Below are 23,665 nucleotides of genomic sequence, written 5' to 3'. Positions count from 1 at the left end.
GGATAAGGCGTTCACGCCGCATCCGACAGTGCATACTAACCCATAATCCCCAACAGCGCCGAAGCACTTGCCTTACCACTCAACAGCTCATCGGTTTTCCCCTGCCAGGCGATGCGTCCGTCGGCGACCACCACCGAGCGCGTGGCAATCCTTGCCGCATCTTCCACACTGTGCGACACCATCAATAGCGTCATTTTTTGCTGCTGGCAGCTCGTGCTCACCAGCGTCAGCATCTCCTGGCGTAGCGCCGGATCGAGCGCGGAGAACGGTTCATCGAGCAATAAAATCGGCTGTTCGCGTACCAGACAACGCGCTAACGCCACTCGCTGACGCTGACCGCCAGAAAGCTCGCCCGGCAACCGTGCCATTAAATTATCAATCCCCATCTGACGGGCGATAGCGTGCATTTTCTCTTGCTGTACCGCGTTCAGCTTCAAGCCCGGATTAAGCCCCAGCCCGATGTTCTGCGCTACCGTCAGGTGACTGAACAGGTTGTTCTCCTGAAACAGCATCGACACCGGACGGCGTGATGGCGGCATAGTTGTGTGATCTACGCCGTCGATAGTCAGCGAACCGCTGGCTGGCGTCAGAAAACCGGCGATCAAATTCAGCAGAGTACTTTTACCTGCGCCGCTTGGTCCGAGGATCGCCACCTGCTCGCCGCGTTCCACCGTTAAGCTAAAACGCATCGGCAAATGGTGGTAAAGCCAGGTGATATCAGTCAGTTTTAACATTTCGCCCCGGTAGTTTTTCAATCACGGTAAACAGCAGAAAACAGAGCAGCAGCAGAATTAACGCGGTAACCGCGCCGTCCTGGCTGCGGTAAGAGCCAATTTGCTGGTAGAGATAAAACGGCAAAGTGCGGAAGTCATCATTACCGAACAATGCCACCACGCCAAAATCACCAATCGACAGCACACAGGCAAAGGCCAGCGCCTGTGCCAGCGGGCGTTTCAGCGCGCGCAGTTCCACCACTTTTAGGCGCGACCATCCTTCAATACCCAGTGACTGACACAACATGCTGTAGCGGGCGGTAATATCGCGCATCGGATTTTCCAGCACCTTCAGCGCATAAGGGATCGCCATTAACGCATTGGTGAAAATCACAATGCCGTCAGCAGATTGCGGCAGACCGATAGTGTTGTTGAGCAGTAAAAAGAAGCCCGTTGCCAGCACAATGCCCGGCATGGCGAGGATCAACATGCCGCTCATTTCCAGCGCCTGACCCGCCAGCATTTTTTGCCGCGCCCGCAGTTCGCGACTGCTCCATAGCAGCATCATGGTCAGCACCACGCACAATACGCCTGCCGCCAGTGCAATACGCAACGAGGTCCACAGCGCCTGCCACAGCACGGGTTGCGCCAGCACTTCCGGCAATTGGCGATTTACACCATCGACAATCACCGCCAGTAACGGCGGCAGCAACAACAGCAGCGCAAGTACGATCAACACAGTGTCGCAAATGCGACTATGCAGACGATCGTCCGGGTCGCGCCAGCCTTGCAGCAACGTGGTGCCGGGCGCAATGGCCTTACTTAATCGCTGACTCAGCAGCACCAGCCCAAGGCAGCACACCATCTGGATCAATGCCAGCATCGCCGCGCGGGCGGGATCGTAGTCGTAACTCAGCGCCTGATAGATTGCCAGTTCGATAGTGGTCGCCTGTGGACCGCCCCCCAGCGACAGCACGGTGGCGAAGCTGGCGAAACAGAGCATAAAGATAAGCGCAGCAACCGGCGGGATTTGTCGCCGTAACCACGGCCATTCAACGAAGCGGAAAAAATGCCAGCCGCGCATCCCAAGCTGGGCAGCAAGTTGACGTTGTTCGCCAGGGATGTTTTCCAGTGCCTGGAGTAATAAACGGCTTGCCATTGGCAGATTAAAAAATACGTGCGCCAGCAAAATGCCTTGCAGGCCGTAGGGCGAAAAGGTCCACTCCAGACCAAGCAATTGCCAGAGCGATGCCAGCCAGCCCTGGCGACCATAGACGCTAAGAATGCCGAAAACGGCGACCAGCACCGGCAGGATCAAAGTCATTGCGCACAGACGCAACATCGCCAGGCGTCCAGGAAAGCGCCTGCGATAGAGGGCGCGGGCAAGGAATATCGCCGGTACGACAGAGAGCAGCGCCGAAAGAAACGCCTGCCAGAAGGAGAAGCGCACCACATGCCACAGGTAGCTATTCTGCCAGATGGCCGACCAGTCACCCTGCGGCGCGTTCCACCACAGGGCGAGAAAGGCCGCCAGCGCAACCGCCACCACCAGCGTGGCGGCACTTACACCTGGAATTAACCAGCCGGGAATTAACGGCTGACGGCGCGTTGCCATTCGCTAATCCATGCCTGACGTTGTGCCGCCACTTCGGCGGGCGCGAACTCCAGCGTGGTGGCCGGTTTGGTCAGTTGTTCAAACCCGGCAGGCAGCGTGACGTTTGCCACCGGATACATCCAGTTGCCGGTTGGGATCGCATTCTGGAAAGCCGGAGAAACCATAAACTGAAGGAATTTTTGCGCCAGCCCCGGCTGCTTGCTGGCAGCGGTGCGGGCGGCAACTTCCACTTGCAGATAGTGACCTTCGCTAAAGTTTGCGGCGGCGTAGTTATCTTTCTTCTCTTCGAGAATGTGATAAGCCGGAGAAGTGGTGTAGCTCAACACCAGATCGCTTTCGCCTTTTAAAAACAGGCCGTAGGCTTCGCTCCAGCCTTTGGTGACTGTGACGGTTTTCTTCGCCAGCTTCTGCCAGGCTTGTGGGGCGTCATTGCCATAGACTTTTTGCATCCACAACAGCAGACCCAGGCCCGGCGTGCTGGTGCGCGGATCCTGATAAATCACCCGCCAGTTCTGCTCGCTCTCAACCAGTTCTTTCAGGCTTTGCGGCGGATTTTTCAGTTTGTTTTTGTCATAGACGAAGGCGAAGTAGCCGTAATCAAATGGTACGAAAGTGTCATTATTCCAGCCGCCGGGAACGTTAACGGCATCCGCTGACACGCCGCTTTTGGCAAACAGCCCGGTTTTGCTGGCAGCATCTAACAGGTTGTTATCCAGCCCCAGCACCACATCGGCTTTGCTGTTTTTGCCTTCCATTCGCAGACGGTTGAGAAGCGAAACGCCATCTTCCAGCGCCACCAGTTTCAGTTCGCAATTACAGTCGGCTTCAAAGGCTTTTTTAACCACCGGGCCAGGCCCCCAGTCGGCAGCGAAGGAGTCGTAGGTATAGACGGTCAGAACGGGTTTAGCGAAAACGGGCGCTGTGCACAGCAACAGCAGGGGGAGATATTTTTTTAACACTTTGCACCTCAAAAAAGAGTGGCAAAGGACTTGAGAAGGAGCCTCAAATCCCTTCGCCGGCGTTATCCGGATCAGGTTCGACGGGTATTTTCTCAGCGCACGCGGCTGCGTGGCACCCCGTTGAGAACGGCGTTAGTGTAGTGATTTTGTTATCAACCAGCAATCATGGATCCGGCGGCGCAAACCACGCTGATTTAAAATCGAACCAGCCGAGGGTATTCATACGCAGGCCGCGCATACTGCGTTGCCCCTGAATGATCAACCAGTGATGGATAAGCGGCACCATCGCTTTGCTGGTGACCAACTGTTGGCACCAGTTCGCCAGATTCATCTCACCATTACGCCAGCGGGCGGCGTCGGCTTGCCAGTCGAGAGGAATACAGTGTTGTAGCAGCGGCACTTCGCATAAGTGCGCGAACAGCGAAAAATCCAGCGGCAGCGTAAAGTTGGCGCTGTTAAGCCAGATGTCACTTTCGATCTCACCTTCGTGCCACTGATCGTAGCTGATCTCTTTGATTTCCAGCGTTACCTGATGACTTGCCAGAATCTGCTGCATGATCCTGGCAATGACCCGATGTTCAATATGATCCTGATAAAATGTCAGGGTGAGATGTTCCAGCCCGGCAGGCTTTTCGCAATGTGTTGGGCGGGCGTGGTGCCAGCGGGGGAGCAGCCCATAGGCCGGAAACCACAGTTGCTGATACTGCTCCTCGGCGAAATAGACCAGATTGGTCGGCGAAAGCACATAGCTTATCCAGTCTCTGACTTGCTGATTCGCCCCGCGATGGGTACGGCTGTCGAACAGTAAATAATAGCAACCTTCCTCCAGGCGGCTTTCAATCTCTTTTTCCTCGCCCTGTGGCCCTTTAAGCATCAGCCCACAGGCTGGCTCGTCGGCACTTTCCGGCAGAACCCAGACGTTAACTTCGTCGATTAATGCGCGATAACCAAAGAAATCGTCGAATGCCTGAATTTTCAGTTGATTACTGCTGTTACGCATTACCGCATATGGACCGGTGCCGATGGGATGGCTGGCAAAGTTACTGATGGTTTCCCATTCTCGCGGCAGGATCATCGCCGGAACTTGCCCCAGCAATAACGGCAACCAGCGGTCCGGCTGCGTGAGATGGATATCCAGCGTCCAGGGCGTCGGTGACACGATTTCAGCAATGTGGGAATAGAGCGGCAGCGTATTGATCCGTTTCAATGAGGCGATGACGTCATCCATTTCCAGTTCACGGCCATGATGAAAATGGACCCCTGGGCGCAAAAAGAAACGCCAGTGGAGTGGGGAAATTTGCTGCCAGTGGTGGGCTATATCTGCCTCCAGTTCCCCATTTTCCTCATTTACGCGCGTGAGCGAACTGAAGATTTGCCGGGCGATATGGGTTTCAGAACGGCGCAATGCGCTGCCGGGTAGCAGGTTGCGCAACGGACGATAGTAAAGGACACGCAGGATGTGCCGACCCTGGCGGAAGCTACGCCCCAGATGAGAAACCAGCATTTGCCGCACGGCAGTTTTGTCACCGACTAACTGCACCAACTGGTCAATGCGATCCTGCTCCAGCAGGTCTTCCGCACGTTGTTGCTGAAGCGCCAGCCCGGTGTAGAGGAATGTCAGACGCGAGCGTTTACCGCGCCCGACTTCCGCTTCCCATGTTAACCAGCCGCGATCCTGCATGGTGTTGAGCAGGGTGCGCATATGACGGCGGGAGCAGCTCAATAACTCTGCCAGTTCGTTGAGCGTCGTGTCCTGCGATTTACCCTCGCAGCATTGCCACAGGCGGATGAACTGTTGTTGCAGACGACCAGAAGGCATAAAAGGGGAACTCCTGCGCAAAAGTCAGCAATTTAATTTTCCCTATATTAAGTCAATAATTCTTAACGATGAAGCAAGGAGGTGTCCCATGCGTCAGTTTTATCAGCACTATTTTACCGCGACAGCGACGTTGTGCTGGTTGCGTTGGTTAAGCGTTCCACAACGATTAATCATGCTTGAAGAGCTGATGCAGTGGGAGGGGAGTGATTCTGACTACTGATTTGCGGACATCATGTGTGACTGAGTATTGGTGTTAATCGCCACGCCAGCAGTGAATACCTGCTGGCTTTTTTCTTTTTGGCGATTGAGCCGGACGGCGTACAAACTAACGCATAAACGCCGGTTGCTTCTCTTCATAAATGGCAATGGCGTCGTCGTGCTGCAAGGTCAGCCCGATGCTGTCCAGACCGTTCATCATGCAGTGGCGGCGGAAGGCATCAATAGCAAAGCGATAAGTTTTATCACCCGCTTTCACCTCTTGCGCTTCCAGATCCACATCGAAATGAATCCCCGGATTGGCTTGCACCAGCGCAAACAGCTCATCCACTTCGGCATCGCTTAATTTCACCGGCAGCAGTTGGTTGTTAAAGCTGTTGCCATAGAAAATATCGGCGAAACTGGGCGCAATCACCACTTTAAAACCGTAATCGGTCAGCGCCCACGGCGCGTGCTCACGTGAGGAGCCACAGCCGAAGTTTTCCCGCGCCAGCAAAACCGACGCGCCCTGATATTGCGGGAAGTTCAGCACGAACTCCGGGTTTGGTTGCTGGCCTTTTTCATCCAGAAAACGCCAGTCGTTAAACAGATGCGCGCCAAAACCAGTACGCGTCACTTTCTGTAAAAACTGTTTCGGGATAATCGCATCGGTATCGACATTGGCGGCATCCAGCGGAACAACCAGGCCAGTGTGTTTGATAAATTTCTCTGCCATGATGGTTTCCTTATTTGATGTTGCGAATGTCGGCGAAATGACCGGTAACGGCAGCGGCGGCAGCCATTGCCGGGCTGACCAGATGCGTACGTCCACCGCGTCCCTGGCGGCCTTCAAAGTTACGGTTGCTGGTGGAGGCACAGCGTTCGCCCGGATTCAGACGGTCGTTGTTCATCGCCAGACACATTGAGCAACCTGGCAAGCGCCATTCAAAACCGGCTTCGATAAAGATTTTGTCCAGACCTTCCGCTTCCGCCTGGGCTTTTACCGGACCGGAGCCGGGAACCACCAGCGCCTGTACGCCTGGGGCGACTTTCCGCCCTTTGGCGATTTCCGCTGCTGCGCGTAAATCTTCAATACGTGAGTTGGTGCAGGAACCGATAAACACTTTATCGATAGCGACTTCGGTCAGCGGAATACCCGGTTTCAGTCCCATATAGGCCAGTGCTTTTTCTGCCGACGCACGTTCCACCGGATCGGCAAATGAAGCGGGATCGGGAATGTTGTCGTTCACGGAGATCACCTGGCCTGGGTTAGTTCCCCAGGTCACCTGCGGGGCGATCTCTTCTGCTTGCAGAGTGACAACGGTATCGAAAGTTGCGCCTTCGTCGGTTTGCAGGGTTTTCCAGTAGGCGACGGCATCGTCAAAATCTTTGCCTTTCGGCGCATGCAGACGGCCTTTGACATAGTTAAAGGTGGTTTCGTCAGGTGCAACCAGACCGGCTTTCGCGCCCATTTCGATTGCCATATTGCACAGGGTCATACGACCTTCCATGCTTAAATCACGGATTGCTTCGCCGCAAAACTCCACCACATGCCCGGTGCCGCCTGCGCTGCCAGTTTTACCGATAATCGCCAGTACGATATCTTTTGCGGTAATGCCCGGCGCGGCTTTGCCCTGGACTTCAATTTTCATGGTCTTCGCGCGGCCCTGCTTCAGGGTTTGCGTTGCCAGCACGTGTTCAACTTCGGAAGTGCCGATGCCAAACGCCAGTGCGCCAAATGCGCCGTGGGTGGCGGTGTGCGAGTCGCCGCAGACAATGGTCATCCCTGGTAAGGTGACGCCTTGTTCCGGTCCCATCACGTGGACAATCCCCTGATACGGGTGATTCAGGTCATACAGTTCGACGCCAAACTCTTTGCAGTTTTTGATCAGCTCCTGCATCTGGATACGCGCCATCTCACCGCAGGCATTAATATCTTTGGTCTGAGTTGAAACGTTATGATCCATCGTGGCGAAGGTTTTGCCCGGCTGGCGCACCGGGCGACCGTGGGCGCGCAGACCATCAAACGCCTGCGGTGATGTCACTTCATGCACCAGGTGGCGGTCGATATATAACAGCGGGGTTTCGTTTTCGGCTTCATACACTACGTGAGCGTCGAACAATTTTTCGTATAACGTCTTAGCCATGATTACACCCCTTCTGCCACATAGCGGGCAATGATATCGCCCATTTCATCGGTACTAACGGCTGCAGCGCCACGGGCTAAATCTCCGGTGCGAATGCCTGCTTCTAATGCGCGGTTAATCGCGCGTTCAATGGCGGAAGCCGCATCATCGGCATCCAGGCTGTAGCGCAGCAGCAGCGCCAGCGACAGAATTTGCGCAATCGGGTTGGCGATATTTTTGCCTGCGATATCCGGTGCAGAGCCGCCCGCAGGTTCATACAGACCAAAACCTTGCTCGTTCAGGCTGGCGGAAGGCAACATACCCATCGAGCCAGTGATCATCGCGCATTCGTCAGAAAGGATGTCGCCGAACAGATTGGAGCACAGCAGAACGTCAAACTGCGACGGATCTTTAATCAGCTGCATGGTGGCGTTGTCGATATACATATGCGCCAGTTCGACATCCGGATATTCAATGGCGATCTCATTGACGATTTCCCGCCATAAAATAGAGGATTGCAGTACGTTAGCTTTATCAATCGACGTCACTTTGTGGCGACGCTTGCGAGCAGATTCAAACGCGATGCGCGCAATGCGCTCGATCTCAAAACGGTGATACACCTCGGTATCAAACGCTTTTTCATATTGTCCGCTACCTTCGCGGCCTTTTGGCTGACCGAAATAGATGCCGCCGGTCAGTTCGCGTACGCACAGGATGTCGAAGCCGTTAGCGGCAATGTCAGCACGCAGCGGGCAGAACGCTTCCAGCCCCTGATACAGTTTCGCCGGGCGCAGGTTGCTGAATAATTTGAAATGTTTACGCAAAGGTAACAGCGCGCCGCGTTCTGGTTGCTGGTCTGGCGGCAAATGTTCCCACTTCGGACCACCAACTGAGCCAAACAGCACGGCATCGGCTTGCTCACAGCCTTCAACTGTTGCAGGCGGCAGCGGCTGCCCGTGGTTATCAATGGCTGCGCCGCCAACATCGTAATGGCTGGTGGTGATGCGCATCGCAAAGCGGTTGCGCACGGCATCCAGCACTTTCAGCGCCTGGGTCATCACTTCCGGACCAATACCGTCCCCCGGCAATACGGCAATATGGTAATTCTTCGACATCACACGGTTTCCTTGTTGTTTTCGTTGTGTTGAGCTTTGCGTTGCAACTCTTTTTCGACTTCTGCGGCACGCCAGATATTGTTCAGTACGTGCACCATTGCTTTGGCGGAGGACTCGACAATATCGGTAGCCAGGCCGACGCCGTGGAAGCGGCGACCGTTATAGTTGGCGACGATATCCACCTGACCCAGTGCATCTTTACCGTGACCTTTGGCGGTCAGGCTGTATTTCACCAGTTCGACGTTATAGTCAGTGATGCGGTTAATCGCCTGATACACCGCATCGACCGGACCGTTACCATTGGCGGCTTCCGCTTTAACTTCCTCGCCACAGACCAGTTTGACGGCGGCAGTGGCAATATCGTTAGAACCTGACTGCACGCTGAAGTAATCCAGACGGAAGTGTTCCGGTTCTTCTTGCTGCTTACCGATGAAGGCCAGCGCTTCCAGGTCGTAATCGAACACCTGCCCTTTCTTATCAGCCAGTTTCAGGAACGCGTCGTACAGATTGTCTAAATTATATTCACTTTCTTTATATCCCATCTCATCCATGCGGTGTTTTACCGCCGCACGGCCCGAACGGGAGGTCAGATTCAGCTGGATTTGGTTCAGACCAATAGATTCTGGCGTCATGATTTCGTAGTTTTCGCGATTTTTCAGTACGCCATCCTGGTGAATACCGGAGGAGTGTGCGAATGCGCCGCTGCCAACAATGGCTTTGTTTGCCGGGATCGGCATATTGCAAATCTGGCTAACTAACTGGCTGGTGCGCCATATTTCCTGGTGATTAATAGCGGTATGTACGTTAAGGATATCCTTACGAACTTTGATCGCCATGATCACTTCTTCCAGTGAACAGTTACCGGCACGCTCGCCGATCCCGTTCATTGCACCTTCCACTTGCCGCGCTCCGGCATGTACCGCCGCCAGTGAGTTGCCGACCGCCAGGCCTAAGTCGTCGTGGGTATGCACGGAAATGATCGCTTTATCGATGTTCGGTACACGTTCATACAGGCCGCTGATGATTCCGGCGAACTCAAACGGCATGGTGTAGCCCACAGTATCCGGAATGTTGATGGTGGTGGCGCCGGCGTTAATCGCCGCTTCGACCACTCGCGCCAGATCGGCAATCGGTGTACGCCCGGCGTCTTCGCAAGAAAATTCAACATCATCGGTGTAATTACGTGCGCGCTTCACCATATAAACAGCGCGTTCGATCACTTCATCCAGCGTGCTGCGCAACTTGGTGGCGATGTGCATTGGGGAGGTGGCAATAAAGGTATGAATACGGAAGGCTTCGGCGACTTTCAGAGATTCAGCCGCCACATCGATATCTTTTTCCACGCAGCGGGCTAACGCACATACGCGGCTATTTTTGACCTGGCGGGCGATGGTTTGCACCGATTCGAAATCGCCCGGCGAAGAGACGGGGAAACCGACTTCCATCACGTCAACACCCATACGCTCAAGGGCCAGCGCAATTTGCAGTTTTTCTTTCGCACTCAAGCTTGCCTGTAACGCCTGTTCACCGTCGCGCAATGTGGTATCGAAAATAATGACTTGCTGGCTCATGGTTTAGGTCCTTGTCTCTTTTAGAGCGCCTTGCTTCGGGCATAAAAAAACCCGCGCAATGGCGCGGGTTTTTTGTTTGACTGCGTGCTGGCTTAATGCTGGATGCCGCTCACTCGTCTACCGCGCAAAGAAGATGCGTTTAGTAGTAGTAGACCGATAAAGCGAACGATGTGAGTCATTAAATCAGCTCCAGATGAATGCGATATGCTTTTAGAGTTACTGGATACAAAAACGGATGTCAACCCTGTAGTAAGAAAAGCGACCTTTCAGCAGTGATTTTTCTCGTGCCAAATTAGCTAATTGTGCTGTGTAATCTATAACAGTCGATATTAATTTCTGCTTAACGACATACATTTTTCATAGATGGACATATTTCCGCATAGATTATTGCATTTAATCAACGAACCAAAAGAGGGTAAAGCGTGGGCGAAAACGTTCTTATCCTGATGATTTGTTTTGAGTTATTCGTTTTATGAATATTTTATATTTATCTGCTGAATATTAATATGTAATTGATGTTAAGAATTAACGCATTAAACATATAAAACAATGATTAAATTAGCACGTTTAATCCATTTTGCGGATGATTGAGTATTCGCGATAGTTATGATTAGATTGTTTACGCAACAAAAACATTATGGATTATTATGCTGTGGTGAATAACTCTCCGTACGGCAGTGGATTCTGTTTTTATCAGAACCCGTATCTTTATGTTTTCCTAATTTTACGCATTTTCCTTTTTCTTATTTTATATGCATGGTAAATCATATTATTCAGGATTATTTCTCTGCATTCCAATAAGGGAAAGGGAGTTAAGTGTGACAGTGGAGTTAAGTATGTCAGAGGTAAAAACAGAACAGCCAGAGATTGCAGAGTTAAGCAAGCCACAGCTGCGTATGGTCGATTTGAATTTATTAACCGTTTTTGATGCAGTGATGCAGGAGCAGAACATAACTCGTGCCGCGCATGTTCTGGGAATGTCACAGCCTGCAGTCAGTAACGCTGTTGCACGCCTGAAGGTGATGTTTAATGACGAATTGTTTGTTCGTTATGGCCGTGGTATCCAGCCGACCGCTCGCGCATTTCAACTTTTTGGTTCTGTGCGTCAGGCGCTGCAATTAGTGCAAAACGAATTACCAGGTTCAGGTTTTGAGCCTGCCAGTAGCGAGCGGGTATTCCATCTCTGTGTTTGCAGCCCGTTAGACAGCATTCTGACCTCGCAGATTTATAATCACATTGAGAAGATTGCGCCAAATATACATGTTATGTTCAAGTCTTCATTAAATCAGAACACCGAACATCAGTTGCGCTATCAGGAAACGGAGTTCGTTATTAGTTATGAAGATTTCCACCGCCCTGAATTTACCAGTGTGCCGTTATTTAAAGATGAAATGGTGCTGGTAGCCAGTAAGAACCATCCGCATATCAAAGGTCCATTACTGAAACATGATGTTTATAACGAGCAACATGCGGCGGTTTCGCTCGATCGTTTCGCCTCATTTAGTCAGCCGTGGTATGACACAGTAGATAAACAAGCGAGTATTGCTTATCAGGGAATGGCAATGATGAGCGTCCTTAGCGTGGTTTCTCAAACGCAACTGGTTGCCATTGCACCTCGTTGGTTGGCAGAGGAGTTTGCTGAATCTTTAGAGTTGCAGGTCTTACCGCTGCCATTAAAACAGAATAGCAGAACCTGTTATCTCTCCTGGCATGAAGCTGCCGGGCGCGATAAAGGCCATCAGTGGATGGAAGAGCAATTAGTCTCTATATGTAAACGTTAAACATAAGCAGAATAAATCAGGTATTCCTTTCTGGTTTATTCTGCTTTTTTTATTAAATGTAGAATTTTGTTCTAAATGCATGTTCGCCAGATTTCATGAATAATTTAAAAAATAGAGAAATTGCTGTAAGTAGTCGAATTTAGCCAATTTATTCTCAATTTACTCCTTTATTCTGGAGTATTTTATCGTTTCTTTTCTCCTTTCCTCCTGTTTATTCTTATTTCTTCACGTTTGTGACTCTGCCTGCCAATTGCTTAAGCAAGATCGGACGGTTAATGTGTTTTACACATTTTTCCGCCAAACAGTGAGGCAGGCCATGGAGATGTTGTCTGGAGCCGAGATGGTCGTCCGATCGCTTATCGATCAGGGCGTTAAACAAGTATTCGGTTATCCCGGAGGCGCGGTCCTTGATATTTACGATGCATTGCATACCGTGGGGGGGATCGATCACGTATTGGTTCGTCATGAGCAAGCGGCGGTGCATATGGCCGATGGCCTGGCACGCGCAACCGGGGAAGTGGGGGTCGTGTTGGTGACGTCGGGTCCTGGGGCGACTAACGCGATTACCGGTATCGCTACTGCTTATATGGACTCCATTCCATTGGTTGTCCTTTCCGGTCAGGTAGCGACCTCGCTGATAGGCTACGACGCCTTTCAGGAGTGCGACATGGTGGGAATTTCCCGCCCGGTGGTAAAACACAGTTTCCTGGTTAAGCAAACGGAAGACATTCCCCAGGTGCTGAAAAAAGCATTCTGGCTGGCGGCAAGTGGTCGTCCAGGGCCTGTAGTGGTTGATTTACCGAAAGATATTCTTAATCCGGCGAACAAATTACCCTACGTCTGGCCGGAGTCGGTCAGTATGCGCTCTTATAACCCGACAACACTGGGTCATAAGGGGCAGATTAAACGCGCATTGCAGACGCTGGTGGCAGCGAAAAAACCGGTCGTTTACGTTGGCGGCGGCGCAGTGACGGCGAGTTGCCATCAACAACTCAAACAGATTATTGAGCAACTTAATCTTCCCGTCGTCTCTTCATTAATGGGGCTGGGGGCATTTCCGGCAACGCATCGTCAGGCGCTGGGGATGCTGGGAATGCACGGTACCTACGAAGCCAATATGACCATGCATAATGCCGATGTTATTTTTGCCGTCGGCGTGCGCTTTGACGATCGCACCACTAACAATCTGGCCAAGTACTGCCCGAATGCAACGGTTTTACATATTGATATTGATCCTACGTCGATCTCAAAAACCGTTACCGCCGACATCCCGATCGTTGGCGATGCGCGGTTGGTGCTGGATCAAATGCTGGAGCTGCTGGCACAAGAAACGGCTCACCAACCGTTGGATGACATCCGTGACTGGTGGCAGCAGATTGAACAGTGGCGCGCTCGCCAGTGCCTTAAATATGACACTCAGAGCGAAAAGATTAAACCGCAAGCGGTGATTGAGACACTCTGGCGGCTGACGAAAGGTGATGCATATGTCACGTCCGACGTCGGGCAGCACCAGATGTTCGCTGCGCTTTATTATCCTTTCGACAAACCGCGCCGCTGGATCAACTCCGGTGGTCTCGGCACTATGGGCTTTGGTTTGCCTGCGGCGCTGGGCGTCAAAATGGCTTTGCCAGAGGAAACCGTGGTCTGCGTCACGGGCGATGGCAGCATTCAAATGAACATTCAGGAACTTTCTACGGCGTTGCAGTACGAACTGCCGGTGCTGGTGGTAAATCTCAATAACCGCTATCTGGGGATGGTGAAACAGTGGCAGGACATGATCTACTCCGGCCGCCATTCACAATCTTATATGCAGTCGCTACCAGATTTCGTTCGTCTGGCGGAAGCCTATGGCCATGTTGGGATCCAGATTTCGCGCCCGGATGAGCTGGAAAGTAAACTTGGCGAGGCGCTGGAACAGGTACGCAATAATCGCCTGGTGTTTGTTGATGTCACCGTTGATGGCAGCGAGCACGTCTACCCGATGCAGATTCGTGGCGGCGGAATGGATGAAATGTGGTTAAGCAAAACGGAGAGAACCTGATTATGCGCCGGATATTATCAGTCTTACTCGAAAATGAATCAGGTGCGTTATCCCGTGTGATCGGCCTTTTTGCCCAGCGTGGCTATAACATTGAAAGCCTGACCGTTGCGCCCACCGACGATCCGACATTATCGCGTATGACTATCCAGACCGTGGGCGATGAAAAAGTGTTGGAGCAGATTGAAAAGCAACTACACAAGCTGGTCGATGTGCTGCGCGTTAGCGAACTGGGGCAGGGGGCGCATGTTGAGCGGGAAATCATGCTGGTGAAAATTCAGGCCAGTGGCTACGGACGTGACGAAGTGAAGCGCAATACGGAAATATTCCGTGGGCAAATCATTGATGTCACGCCGTCGCTTTATACCGTTCAATTGGCGGGAACCAGCGATAAGCTTGATGCATTTTTAGCATCGATTCGCGATGTGGCGAAAATTGTGGAGGTTGCTCGCTCCGGCGTAGTCGGACTTTCGCGCGGCGATAAAATAATGCGTTGAGAATGATCTCAATGCGTAATTTACAGCCCAACATCTCACGTTGGGCTTTTTTTGCGAATTCAGTGGGAACCTGGAATAAAAGCAGTTGCCGCAGTTAATTTTCTGCGCTTAGATGTTAATGAATTTAACCCATGCCAGTACAATGGGTATGGTTTTTACATTTTACTCAAGGGGCAATTGTGAAACTGGATGAAATCGCTCGGCTGGCGGGAGTGTCGCGAACCACTGCAAGCTATGTTATTAACGGCAAAGCGAAGCAATACCGTGTGAGCGACAAAACCGTTGAAAAAGTCATGGCAGTGGTGCGTGAGCACAATTACCACCCGAATGCCGTGGCTGCTGGGCTTCGTGCTGGACGCACACGTTCGATTGGCCTTGTGATCCCCGATCTGGAGAACACAAGTTACACCCGTATCGCTAATTATCTTGAACGTCAGGCGCGACAACGTGGTTATCAACTACTGATCGCGTGTTCCGAAGATCAGCCAGACAACGAAATGCGCTGTATTGAGCATCTTTTGCAGCGTCAGGTCGATGCCATCATTGTTTCGACGTCGCTGCCGCCGGAGCATCCTTTTTATCAACGCTGGGCTAACGACCCGTTCCCGATAGTCGCGCTGGACCGTGCCCTCGATCGTGAACACTTCACCAGCGTTGTTGGTGCCGACCAGGATGATGCAGAAATGCTGGCCGAAGAGTTACGTAAGTTTCCTGCCGAGACGGTGCTTTATCTTGGTGCGTTGCCGGAGCTTTCTGTCAGCTTCCTGCGCGAGCAGGGCTTCCGTACCGCCTGGAAAGATGATCCGCGCGAAGTGCATTTCCTTTACGCCAACAGTTATGAGCGGGAAACCGCTGCCCAGTTGTTCGAAAAATGGCTGGAAACGCATCCGATGCCGCAGGCGCTGTTCACCACCTCATTTGCGTTGTTGCAAGGAGTTATGGATGTCACGCTGCGCCGCGATGGCAAATTGCCTTCTGATTTGGCAATTGCGACCTTTGGCGACAACGAATTGCTCGACTTCTTACAGTGTCCGGTCTTGGCGGTAGCCCAGCGTCATCGCGACGTTGCGGAACGCGTACTGGAGATTGTGCTCGCCAGTCTGGACGAGCCGCGCAAACCAAAACCAGGCTTAACACGCATTAAACGTAATCTCTATCGTCGTGGTGTACTAAGCCGCAGATAAACATTACGAAAAAGATGCGCCAGTGGATTTTACCTCTGGCGCATTGAGTACGTAATTGGACATCGATATCCATAATGTAAATAAGACTATTCTGGACAATTATCCATAAGCCCTCCTGAATATCCCGCCAATTAACTCCAATCGCTGCGCTGAATGATAATTAAGTCGTAACGGTAGATTGCAATTGCATTATTTTGTTACAAGCAAATCGGCAATTGCCGATTAAACAAACACTTTTCTAAACTTTTGTCCAAAGTCGCTGGCATCAGGCATGGCGCACGTGCAACAGGGACTGTTATCCGGGGGAGATATGTCCTAAAATGCCGCTCGCGTCGCAAACTGACACTTTATATTTCCATTAAGGAAAATTGAGTCGTTTTTAAAACGGTAATGATGAATGGGATTTTTTCTTACAACTATTCATGACGTTAATTTGCTTCGTTTGTTGTGCGATTTTTAAACAATGCAGATATTAGCCGTAAACATTGGGTTTTTTGCTTCGGTAAGGAATGTTCCTGGCTTGACAAGCTTTTCCTCCGCTCCGTAAACTCCTTTTAGTGGGAATTTGTGGGATAAAGTGGTAATCGGGGGGAGACTGGCATGTTCCGGGGAGCAACGTTAGTCAATCTCGACAGTAAAGGGCGCTTATCGGTGCCTACCCGTTATCGGGAAGAACTGCTCGGGAGTGCTGCCGGTCAAATGGTGTGTACCATTGACATTCATCACCCGTGCCTGCTGCTTTACCCCCTTCCTGAATGGGAAATTATCGAGCACAAATTATCGCGTCTTTCGAGCATGAACCCTGTTGAACGTCGTGTTCAACGTCTTCTGTTAGGGCATGCCAGTGAGTGTCAGCTGGATAGCGCAGGTCGATTATTAATCGCCCCTGTGTTGCGGCAGCATGCCGGGCTGACGAAAGAAGTGATGTTGGTCGGGCAGTTCAATAAGTTCGAACTGTGGGATGAAACGACCTGGCATCAACAGGTCAGGGAAGATATCGACGCTGAACAGTCTGTTACCGAAAACTTGTCGGAGCGACTGCAGGACTTGTCTCTATAAAATGATGGAAAACTATAAACATACCACGGTACTGCTGGACGAAGCCGTAAATGGCCTCAATATCCGTCCTGACGGTATCTACATTGATGGAACTTTTGGTCGCGGTGGTCACTCACGTCTGATTCTTTCGCAACTTGGCGAAACGGGACGCTTGCTGGCAATCGATCGCGACCCGCAGGCTATTGCCGTCGCGAAGACTATTGATGATCCGCGCTTCTCCATCATTCATGGACCTTTCTCTGCGCTGGGCGAATATGTCGCCGAGCGCGATCTTATCGGCAAGATCGACGGCATTCTGCTCGATCTTGGCGTCTCTTCACCGCAACTCGATGATGCTGAACGCGGTTTTTCTTTTATGCGCGATGGCCCGTTGGACATGCGTATGGACCCGACGCGCGGCCAGTCCGCCGCCGAATGGCTACAAACCGCGGAAGAGTCCGATATTGCCTGGGTATTAAAAACGTATGGCGAAGAGCGTTTTGCTAAACGTATTGCGCGCGCCATCGTCGAACGTAACCGTGAGCAGCCAATGACCCGCACTAAAGAACTGGCGGAAGTGGTGGCTGCGGCAACGCCGGTGAAAGACAAATTCAAACATCCCGCGACCCGTACCTTCCAGGCGGTGCGCATTTGGGTGAACAGTGAACTGGAGGAGATAGAGCAGGCGCTAAAAAGCTCGCTTAACGTGCTGGCCCCAGGCGGGCGGCTTTCGATCATCAGTTTTCATTCGCTGGAAGATCGTATTGTGAAACGCTTTATGCGTGAAAACAGTCGCGGTCCACAAGTTCCGGCAGGATTACCGATGACTGAAGAGCAGCTCAAAAAACTGGGTGGCCGTCAGTTGCGAGCACTAGGTAAGTTGATGCCGGGCGAAGAAGAGGTGGCAGAGAACCCTCGTGCCCGTAGTTCAGTTCTGCGTATTGCAGAGAGGACGAACGCATGATCAGCAGAGTGACAGAAGCCCTAAGCAAAGTTAAAGGATCGATGGGAAGCCACGAGCGCCATGCCTTGCCTGGCGTTATCGGTGACGATCTTTTGCGGTTTGGGAAGCTGCCGCTCTGCCTGTTCATTTGCATTATTTTGACGGCGGTGACGGTGGTGACCACGGCGCACCATACCCGTTTGCTGACCGCACAGCGCGAACAACTGGTGCTGGAGCGAGACGCTTTAGACATTGAATGGCGCAACCTCATTCTTGAAGAGAATGCGCTCGGCGACCATAGCCGGGTGGAAAGGATCGCCACAGAGAAGCTGCAAATGCAGCATGTTGATCCATCACAAGAAAATATCGTAGTGCAAAAATAAGGATAAACGCGACGCATGAAAGCAGCGGCGAAAACGCAGAAACCAAAACGTCAGGAAGAACATGCCAACTTTATCAGTTGGCGTTTTGCGTTGTTATGCGGCTGTATTTTATTGGCACTGGCTTTCCTGCTGGGGCGCGTTGCCTGGTTGCAGGTAATCTCCCCGGATATGCTGGTGAAAGAGGGCGACATGCGCTCTCTTCGCGTTCAGCAAGTCTCCACCTCCCGCGGCATGATTACCGACCGTTCTGGTCGCCCGTTAGCAGTGAGTGTGCCGGTAAAAGCGATCTGGGCTGACCCGAAAGAAGTGCATGAAGCCGGCGGCATTAGCGTCGGTGACCGCTGGAAGGCGCTGGCTAACGCGCTCAATATTCCGCTGGATCAACTTTCCGCCCGCATTAACGCCAACCCGAAAGGACGTTTTATCTATCTGGCACGTCAGGTTAACCCTGACATGGCAGACTACATCAAAAAACTGAAACTGCCGGGGATTCATCTGCGTGAAGAATCTCGTCGTTACTATCCGTCTGGCGAAGTGACCGCTCACCTCATTGGCTTTACCAACGTCGATAGCCAGGGGATTGAGGGCGTCGAGAAAAGTTTTGATAAATGGCTTACCGGGCAACCGGGTGAACGTATTGTGCGTAAAGACCGTTACGGTCGCGTAATTGAAGATATTTCTTCTACCGACAGCCAGGCGGCGCACAACCTGGCGTTGAGTATTGATGAACGCCTGCAGGCGCTGGTTTATCGCGAACTGAACAACGCCGTGGCCTTTAACAAGGCTGAATCCGGCAGCGCCGTGCTGGTGGATGTCAACACCGGCGAAGTGCTGGCGATGGCCAATAGCCCGTCTTACAACCCCAACAATCTGAGTGGCACGCCAAAAGAGGCGATGCGTAACCGTACCATTACCGACGTGTTTGAACCGGGCTCTACTGTCAAACCGATGGTGGTGATGACCGCGTTGCAACGTGGTGTGGTGCGGGAAAACTCGGTGCTGAATACCGTTCCTTATCGAATTAACGGCCACGAAATTAAAGACGTGGCGCGCTATAGCGAATTAACCCTGACCGGGGTATTACAGAAGTCGAGTAACGTCGGTGTTTCCAAGCTGGCGTTAGCGATGCCGTCCTCAGCGTTAGTAGATACTTACTCACGTTTTGGACTGGGAAAAGCGACCAATTTGGGGTTGGTCGGAGAACGCAGTGGCTTATATCCTCAAAAACAACGGTGGTCTGACATAGAGAGGGCCACCTTCTCTTTCGGCTACGGGCTAATGGTAACACCGTTACAGTTAGCGCGAGTCTACGCAACTATCGGCAGCTACGGCATTTATCGTCCGCTGTCGATTACCAAAGTTGACCCCCCGGTTCCCGGTGAACGTGTTTTCCCGGAATCCATTGTCCGCACCGTGGTGCATATGATGGAAAGCGTGGCGCTACCGGGCGGCGGTGGCGTGAAGGCGGCGATTAAAGGCTATCGTATCGCCATTAAAACCGGCACCGCGAAAAAGGTCGGGCCGGACGGTCGCTACATCAATAAATATATTGCTTATACCGCAGGCGTAGCGCCTGCGAGTCAGCCGCGCTTCGCGCTGGTTGTTGTTATCAACGATCCGCAGGCGGGTAAATACTACGGCGGCGCCGTTTCCGCGCCGGTCTTTGGTGCCATCATGGGCGGCGTATTGCGCACCATGAACATCGAGCCGGATGCGCTGACAACGGGTGATAAAAACGAATTTGTGATTAATCAAGGCGAGGGGACAGGTGGCAGATCGTAATTTGCGCGACCTTCTTGCTCCGTGGGTGCCAAACGCACCTTCGCGAGCACTGCGAGAGATGACACTCGACAGCCGTGTGGCTGCGTCGGGCGATCTTTTTGTAGCTGTAGTAGGTCATCAGGCGGACGGGCGTCGATATATCCCGCAGGCGATAGCGCAAGGTGTGGCTGCCATTATTGCAGAGGCAAAAGATGAGGCGACCGACGGTGAAATCCGTGAAATGCACGGTGTACCGGTCATCTATCTCAGCCAGCTCAATGAGCGTTTATCAGCGCTGGCGGGCCGCTTTTACCATGAACCCTCTGACAATTTACGTCTCGTGGGCGTAACGGGTACCAACGGCAAAACAACCACTACTCAGCTGCTGGCGCAGTGGAGCCAACTTCTTGGCGAAACCAGTGCAGTGATGGGTACCGTAGGTAACGGCCTGCTGGGTAAAGTTATTCCAACGGAAAACACGACCGGTTCGGCAGTCGACGTTCAGCATGAGCTGGCGGGGCTGGTGGATCAGGGTGCGACTTTTTGCGCAATGGAAGTTTCCTCCCACGGGCTGGTACAGCACCGTGTGGCGGCATTGAAATTTGCGGCGTCAGTCTTTACCAACTTAAGCCGCGATCACCTTGATTATCATGGTGATATGGAACATTACGAAGCCGCAAAATGGCTGCTTTACTCCGAACATCACAGCGGTCAGGCGATAGTCAACGCCGATGACGAAGTGGGCCGTCGCTGGCTGGCAAAACTGCCGGATGCAGTTGCGGTGTCGATGGAAGACCATATCAACCTGAACTCTCATGGCCGCTGGTTGAAAGCGACCGAAGTGAACTATCACGACAGCGGCGCAACCATTCGCTTTAGCTCAAGCTGGGGCGATGGCGAAATTGAAAGCCGCCTGATGGGGGCATTCAACGTCAGTAACTTACTGTTAGCGCTGGCGACGCTGCTGGCACTGGGGTATCCGCTGGCTGATCTGCTGAAAACCGCCGCGCGTCTGCAACCGGTTTGCGGACGTATGGAAGTGTTCACTGCACCGGGCAAACCGACGGTGGTTGTGGATTATGCTCACACCCCGGATGCACTGGAAAAAGCCTTGCAGGCGGCGCGTCTGCACTGTGCGGGCAAGCTGTGGTGCGTCTTCGGCTGCGGCGGCGATCGTGATAAAGGTAAGCGTCCACTGATGGGGGCGATTGCTGAAGAGTTTGCCGACGTGGCGGTGGTAACGGATGACAACCCGCGTACTGAAGAACCGCGTGCCATCATCAACGATATTCTGGCGGGAATGTTAGACGCCGGACATGCCAAAGTGATGGAAGGCCGCGCCGAAGCGGTGACTTGCGCCGTTATGCAGGCTAAAGAGAATGATGTGGTGCTGGTCGCAGGTAAAGGCCATGAAGATTACCAGATTGTTGGCAACCAGCGTCTGGACTACTCCGATCGTGTCACGGTGGCGCGTCTGCTGGGGGTGATCGCATGATTAGCGTAACCCTTAGCCAACTTACCGATATTCTCAACGGTGAACTAAAAGGGGCTGACGTCACCCTGGATGCCGTAACGACTGACACGCGGAAACTGACGCCAGGCTGTCTGTTTGTCGCCCTGAAAGGCGAACGTTTCGATGCCCATGACTTTGCCGACCAGGCAAAAGCTGGCGGCGCGGGCGCTCTATTGGTCAGCCGTCCGCTGGACATCGACCTGCCTCAGTTAATCGTTAAAGACACGCGCCTGGCATTTGGTGAACTGGCTGCATGGGTTCGCCAGCAAGTTCCGGCTCGTGTGGTTGCTCTGACCGGTTCCTCCGGTAAAACCTCCGTTAAAGAGATGACTGCGGCGATTTTGAGCCAGTGCGGTAATACGCTTTATACCGCAGGCAATCTCAACAACGACATCGGCGTGCCAATGACGCTGTTGCGCTTAACGCCAGAATACGATTACGCGGTAATTGAGCTTGGCGCTAACCATCAGGGCGAAATTGCCTGGACCGTTAGCCTGACCCGCCCGGAAGCGGCGCTGGTCAACAACCTGGCGGCGGCACATCTGGAAGGTTTCGGCTCGCTTGCGGGTGTTGCGAAAGCGAAAGGCGAAATCTTTACCGGCCTGCCGGAAAACGGTATCGCCATTATGAACGCTGACAACAACGACTGGTTGAACTGGCAAAGCGTGATTGGCTCACGCAAAGTGTGGCGCTTCTCACCGAATGCCGCCAACAGCGACTTTACTGCCACCAATGTCCATGTGACCTCGCACGGCACTGAATTTACGCTGCAAACCCCAACGGGTAGCGTAGATGTTCTGCTACCGTTGCCGGGGCGTCACAATATTGCTAATGCGCTGGCAGCTGCGGCGCTCTCCATGTCCGTGGGCGCAACGCTTGATGCTATCAAAGCGGGGCTGGCGAATCTGAAAGCCGTTCCCGGGCGTCTGTTCCCGATTCAACTGGCGGAAAACCAGTTGCTGCTCGACGACTCCTACAACGCCAATGTCGGTTCAATGACCGCCGCTGTACAGGTTCTGGCTGAGATGCCTGGCTACCGTGTACTGGTGGTTGGCGATATGGCGGAACTGGGCGCTGAAAGCGAAGCCTGCCATGTACAGGTAGGCGAAGCGGCGAAGGCGGCTGGTATTGACCGCGTGTTAAGCGTGGGTAAACAAAGCCATGCCATTAGTACCGCCAGCGGCGTTGGCGAACATTTTGCTGATAAAACTGCGCTTATTGCGCGTCTTAAATCACTGATTGCAGAGCAACAGGTGATTACGATTTTAGTTAAGGGTTCACGTAGTGCCGCCATGGAAGAGGTGGTACGCGCTTTACAGGAGAATGGGACATGCTAGTTTGGCTGGCCGAACATTTGGTCAAATATTATTCCGGCTTTAACGTCTTTTCCTATCTGACGTTTCGCGCCATCGTCAGCCTGCTGACCGCGCTGTTCATCTCATTGTGGATGGGCCCGCGTATGATTGCCCATTTGCAAAAACTCTCCTTTGGTCAGGTGGTTCGTAACGATGGCCCGGAATCGCACTTCAGTAAGCGCGGTACGCCGACCATGGGTGGGATAATGATCCTGACGGCGATTGTGATCTCCGTACTGCTGTGGGCTTACCCTTCCAACCCGTACGTCTGGTGCGTACTCGTAGTGCTGGTGGGGTACGGCATCATTGGTTTTGTCGACGACTATCGCAAAGTGGTGCGTAAAGACACCAAGGGTCTGATTGCGCGCTGGAAGTATTTCTGGATGTCGGTGATCGCGCTGGGGGTGGCTTTTGCACTGTATCTTGTCGGGAAAGACACACCAGCAACACAACTGGTGGTGCCGTTCTTTAAAGATGTGATGCCGCAACTGGGGCTGTTCTACATCCTGCTGGCTTACTTTGTCATTGTGGGTACCGGCAACGCGGTAAACCTGACCGATGGCCTCGACGGACTGGCGATTATGCCGACCGTATTTGTCGCTGGTGGTTTTGCGCTGGTGGCGTGGGCAACCGGCAACATGAACTTTGCCAGCTACTTGCATATACCGTATCTGCGGCACGCCGGGGAACTGGTTATTGTCTGTACCGCGATAGTCGGGGCAGGGCTGGGCTTCCTGTGGTTTAACACCTATCCGGCGCAGGTCTTTATGGGTGATGTCGGTTCGCTGGCATTAGGCGGCGCGCTGGGCATTATCGCTGTGCTGCTGCGTCAGGAATTCCTGTTGGTGATTATGGGCGGTGTGTTTGTGGTTGAAACCCTGTCGGTTATTTTGCAGGTCGGCTCCTTTAAACTGCGCGGGCAACGTATTTTCCGCATGGCGCCGATTCATCACCACTATGAACTGAAAGGTTGGCCGGAACCGCGCGTCATTGTGCGCTTCTGGATTATTTCGCTGATGCTGGTCCTGATTGGTCTGGCAACGCTGAAGGTACGTTAAT

Annotated in this window: 22 protein-coding genes and 1 riboswitch; of the genes, 13 read left to right on the top strand and 9 right to left on the bottom strand. The window is 52.7% G+C overall.

All coding sequences use genetic code 11. The features are described from left to right. Positions 1 to 35: 35 nt before the first annotated feature. From thiQ to sgrR, 4 genes are all read right to left on the bottom strand, one after another. The gene (gene thiQ / locus H9644_RS00700; RefSeq protein WP_191772704.1) at positions 36 to 734 is read right to left on the bottom strand and encodes a thiamine ABC transporter ATP-binding protein ThiQ; all 699 of its coding nucleotides are present in this window, start codon (positions 732 to 734) and stop codon (positions 36 to 38) included. Beyond that, positions 718 to 2,328 carry a thiamine/thiamine pyrophosphate ABC transporter permease ThiP gene (gene thiP / locus H9644_RS00695; protein ID WP_191772702.1) on the bottom strand — a complete coding sequence of 537 codons (1,611 nt, stop codon included), beginning with the start codon at positions 2,326 to 2,328 and terminating at the stop codon, positions 718 to 720. Before thiP ends, thiQ begins: the two co-directional genes overlap by 17 nt. Further along, positions 2,304 to 3,287 (bottom strand): thiamine ABC transporter substrate binding subunit, encoded by a 984-nt coding sequence (thiB, locus tag H9644_RS00690; protein WP_191772701.1) that lies wholly within the window; start codon positions 3,285 to 3,287, stop codon positions 2,304 to 2,306. The genes thiP and thiB overlap by 25 nt, the downstream gene beginning before the upstream one ends. A gap of 30 nt (positions 3,288 to 3,317) precedes the next feature. Continuing rightward, positions 3,318 to 3,417, bottom strand: a riboswitch (TPP riboswitch). A gap of 33 nt (positions 3,418 to 3,450) precedes the next feature. Then, positions 3,451 to 5,106 (bottom strand): DNA-binding transcriptional regulator SgrR, encoded by a 1,656-nt coding sequence (sgrR, locus tag H9644_RS00685; RefSeq protein WP_191772699.1) that lies wholly within the window; start codon positions 5,104 to 5,106, stop codon positions 3,451 to 3,453. A gap of 88 nt (positions 5,107 to 5,194) precedes the next feature. Here sgrR and sgrT point away from each other — a divergent pair, with 88 nt between their 5' ends. Then, complete coding sequence (gene sgrT / locus H9644_RS00680; RefSeq protein WP_064525417.1) at positions 5,195 to 5,326, top strand: glucose uptake inhibitor SgrT; 132 nt, start codon at positions 5,195 to 5,197, stop codon at positions 5,324 to 5,326. 105 nt (positions 5,327 to 5,431) lie between these two features. Here sgrT and leuD read toward each other — a convergent pair whose 3' ends face one another. The 5 genes from leuD to leuL all read right to left on the bottom strand — a co-directional run bounded on the left by leuD (position 5,432) and on the right by leuL (position 10,292). Further along, complete coding sequence (gene leuD / locus H9644_RS00675; RefSeq protein WP_191772697.1) at positions 5,432 to 6,037, bottom strand: 3-isopropylmalate dehydratase small subunit; 606 nt, start codon at positions 6,035 to 6,037, stop codon at positions 5,432 to 5,434. Positions 6,038 to 6,047: 10 nt separating this feature from the next. Next, a complete protein-coding gene (gene leuC / locus H9644_RS00670; RefSeq protein ID WP_001140645.1) occupies positions 6,048 to 7,448 on the bottom strand; it encodes a 3-isopropylmalate dehydratase large subunit in 1,401 nt (466 codons plus the stop codon). 2 nt (positions 7,449 to 7,450) lie between these two features. After that, positions 7,451 to 8,542: a 3-isopropylmalate dehydrogenase gene (gene leuB, locus H9644_RS00665; RefSeq protein ID WP_064525219.1), complete on the bottom strand. Its 1,092-nt coding sequence runs from the start codon at positions 8,540 to 8,542 to the stop codon at positions 7,451 to 7,453. Next, the gene (gene leuA / locus H9644_RS00660) at positions 8,542 to 10,113 is read right to left on the bottom strand and encodes a 2-isopropylmalate synthase (protein WP_191772695.1); all 1,572 of its coding nucleotides are present in this window, start codon (positions 10,111 to 10,113) and stop codon (positions 8,542 to 8,544) included. Before leuA ends, leuB begins: the two co-directional genes overlap by 1 nt. Positions 10,114 to 10,205: 92 nt before the next feature. Continuing rightward, positions 10,206 to 10,292 carry a leu operon leader peptide gene (gene leuL / locus H9644_RS00655; protein WP_001300467.1) on the bottom strand — a complete coding sequence of 29 codons (87 nt, stop codon included), beginning with the start codon at positions 10,290 to 10,292 and terminating at the stop codon, positions 10,206 to 10,208. A 657-nt stretch (positions 10,293 to 10,949) separates the two neighbouring features. Between leuL and leuO the strand changes: the two genes are divergently transcribed. The 12 genes from leuO to mraY all read left to right on the top strand — a co-directional run bounded on the left by leuO (position 10,950) and on the right by mraY (position 23,664). Continuing rightward, entirely contained in the window at positions 10,950 to 11,894 is a 945-nt protein-coding gene (gene leuO, locus H9644_RS00650) for a transcriptional regulator LeuO (protein ID WP_064525214.1), read from the top strand. A gap of 316 nt (positions 11,895 to 12,210) precedes the next feature. Next, positions 12,211 to 13,935 carry an acetolactate synthase 3 large subunit gene (gene ilvI, locus H9644_RS00645; RefSeq protein ID WP_064525213.1) on the top strand — a complete coding sequence of 575 codons (1,725 nt, stop codon included), beginning with the start codon at positions 12,211 to 12,213 and terminating at the stop codon, positions 13,933 to 13,935. 2 nt (positions 13,936 to 13,937) lie between these two features. Beyond that, complete coding sequence (ilvN, locus tag H9644_RS00640) at positions 13,938 to 14,429, top strand: acetolactate synthase small subunit (RefSeq protein WP_010355142.1); 492 nt, start codon at positions 13,938 to 13,940, stop codon at positions 14,427 to 14,429. An 11-nt stretch (positions 14,430 to 14,440) separates the two neighbouring features. Then, positions 14,441 to 14,527: a hypothetical protein gene (locus H9644_RS00635; RefSeq protein ID WP_064525414.1), complete on the top strand. Its 87-nt coding sequence runs from the start codon at positions 14,441 to 14,443 to the stop codon at positions 14,525 to 14,527. An 81-nt stretch (positions 14,528 to 14,608) separates the two neighbouring features. Beyond that, the gene (gene cra / locus H9644_RS00630) at positions 14,609 to 15,613 is read left to right on the top strand and encodes a catabolite repressor/activator (RefSeq protein WP_064525210.1); all 1,005 of its coding nucleotides are present in this window, start codon (positions 14,609 to 14,611) and stop codon (positions 15,611 to 15,613) included. A 600-nt stretch (positions 15,614 to 16,213) separates the two neighbouring features. Next, positions 16,214 to 16,672 carry a division/cell wall cluster transcriptional repressor MraZ gene (gene mraZ, locus H9644_RS00625; RefSeq protein WP_064525207.1) on the top strand — a complete coding sequence of 153 codons (459 nt, stop codon included), beginning with the start codon at positions 16,214 to 16,216 and terminating at the stop codon, positions 16,670 to 16,672. A 1-nt stretch (position 16,673) separates the two neighbouring features. After that, complete coding sequence (gene rsmH / locus H9644_RS00620) at positions 16,674 to 17,615, top strand: 16S rRNA (cytosine(1402)-N(4))-methyltransferase RsmH (RefSeq protein ID WP_064525204.1); 942 nt, start codon at positions 16,674 to 16,676, stop codon at positions 17,613 to 17,615. Further along, positions 17,612 to 17,977, top strand: coding sequence for a cell division protein FtsL (gene ftsL / locus H9644_RS00615; protein WP_000625658.1), 366 nt, complete (start codon positions 17,612 to 17,614; stop codon positions 17,975 to 17,977). Before rsmH ends, ftsL begins: the two co-directional genes overlap by 4 nt. A gap of 15 nt (positions 17,978 to 17,992) precedes the next feature. Further along, entirely contained in the window at positions 17,993 to 19,759 is a 1,767-nt protein-coding gene (gene ftsI, locus H9644_RS00610) for a peptidoglycan glycosyltransferase FtsI (protein WP_064525201.1), read from the top strand. Further along, the gene (gene murE / locus H9644_RS00605; protein ID WP_191772693.1) at positions 19,746 to 21,233 is read left to right on the top strand and encodes a UDP-N-acetylmuramoyl-L-alanyl-D-glutamate--2,6-diaminopimelate ligase; all 1,488 of its coding nucleotides are present in this window, start codon (positions 19,746 to 19,748) and stop codon (positions 21,231 to 21,233) included. The genes ftsI and murE overlap by 14 nt, the downstream gene beginning before the upstream one ends. Continuing rightward, the gene (murF, locus tag H9644_RS00600; protein WP_064525194.1) at positions 21,230 to 22,588 is read left to right on the top strand and encodes a UDP-N-acetylmuramoyl-tripeptide--D-alanyl-D-alanine ligase; all 1,359 of its coding nucleotides are present in this window, start codon (positions 21,230 to 21,232) and stop codon (positions 22,586 to 22,588) included. The genes murE and murF overlap by 4 nt, the downstream gene beginning before the upstream one ends. Then, on the top strand, positions 22,582 to 23,664 hold the full coding sequence (gene mraY, locus H9644_RS00595; RefSeq protein WP_000964124.1) for a phospho-N-acetylmuramoyl-pentapeptide-transferase: 1,083 nt from the start codon (positions 22,582 to 22,584) through the stop codon (positions 23,662 to 23,664). The genes murF and mraY overlap by 7 nt, the downstream gene beginning before the upstream one ends. Position 23,665 lies beyond the last annotated feature (1 nt).

Source organism: Escherichia whittamii (genome assembly GCF_014836715.1).
Classification (GTDB): Bacteria; Pseudomonadota; Gammaproteobacteria; order Enterobacterales; family Enterobacteriaceae; genus Escherichia; species Escherichia whittamii.
This window is presented reverse-complemented; position numbering and strand designations above follow the sequence as displayed.

Excerpts from the sequence above, each read along its gene's own strand:
- leuL (WP_001300467.1), bottom strand. The coding sequence starts at position 10,292 with ATGACTCACATCGTTCGCTTTATCGGTCTACTACTACTAAACGCATCT.
- leuD (WP_191772697.1), bottom strand. The coding sequence starts at position 6,037 with ATGGCAGAGAAATTTATCAAACACACTGGCCTGGTTGTTCCGCTGGAT.
- thiP (WP_191772702.1), bottom strand. The coding sequence starts at position 2,328 with ATGGCAACGCGCCGTCAGCCGTTAATTCCCGGCTGGTTAATTCCAGGT.
- leuB (WP_064525219.1), bottom strand. The coding sequence starts at position 8,542 with ATGTCGAAGAATTACCATATTGCCGTATTGCCGGGGGACGGTATTGGT.
- leuA (WP_191772695.1), bottom strand. The coding sequence starts at position 10,113 with ATGAGCCAGCAAGTCATTATTTTCGATACCACATTGCGCGACGGTGAA.
- murF (WP_064525194.1), top strand. The coding sequence starts at position 21,230 with ATGATTAGCGTAACCCTTAGCCAACTTACCGATATTCTCAACGGTGAA.
- H9644_RS00635 (WP_064525414.1), top strand. The coding sequence starts at position 14,441 with ATGCGTAATTTACAGCCCAACATCTCACGTTGGGCTTTTTTTGCGAAT.
- sgrR (WP_191772699.1), bottom strand. The coding sequence starts at position 5,106 with ATGCCTTCTGGTCGTCTGCAACAACAGTTCATCCGCCTGTGGCAATGC.
- ftsL (WP_000625658.1), top strand. The coding sequence starts at position 17,612 with ATGATCAGCAGAGTGACAGAAGCCCTAAGCAAAGTTAAAGGATCGATG.
- ilvN (WP_010355142.1), top strand. The coding sequence starts at position 13,938 with ATGCGCCGGATATTATCAGTCTTACTCGAAAATGAATCAGGTGCGTTA.
- thiQ (WP_191772704.1), bottom strand. The coding sequence starts at position 734 with ATGTTAAAACTGACTGATATCACCTGGCTTTACCACCATTTGCCGATG.
- leuO (WP_064525214.1), top strand. The coding sequence starts at position 10,950 with ATGTCAGAGGTAAAAACAGAACAGCCAGAGATTGCAGAGTTAAGCAAG.
- ilvI (WP_064525213.1), top strand. The coding sequence starts at position 12,211 with ATGGAGATGTTGTCTGGAGCCGAGATGGTCGTCCGATCGCTTATCGAT.
- ftsI (WP_064525201.1), top strand. The coding sequence starts at position 17,993 with ATGAAAGCAGCGGCGAAAACGCAGAAACCAAAACGTCAGGAAGAACAT.
- rsmH (WP_064525204.1), top strand. The coding sequence starts at position 16,674 with ATGATGGAAAACTATAAACATACCACGGTACTGCTGGACGAAGCCGTA.
- leuC (WP_001140645.1), bottom strand. The coding sequence starts at position 7,448 with ATGGCTAAGACGTTATACGAAAAATTGTTCGACGCTCACGTAGTGTAT.
- mraZ (WP_064525207.1), top strand. The coding sequence starts at position 16,214 with ATGTTCCGGGGAGCAACGTTAGTCAATCTCGACAGTAAAGGGCGCTTA.
- mraY (WP_000964124.1), top strand. The coding sequence starts at position 22,582 with ATGCTAGTTTGGCTGGCCGAACATTTGGTCAAATATTATTCCGGCTTT.
- sgrT (WP_064525417.1), top strand. The coding sequence starts at position 5,195 with ATGCGTCAGTTTTATCAGCACTATTTTACCGCGACAGCGACGTTGTGC.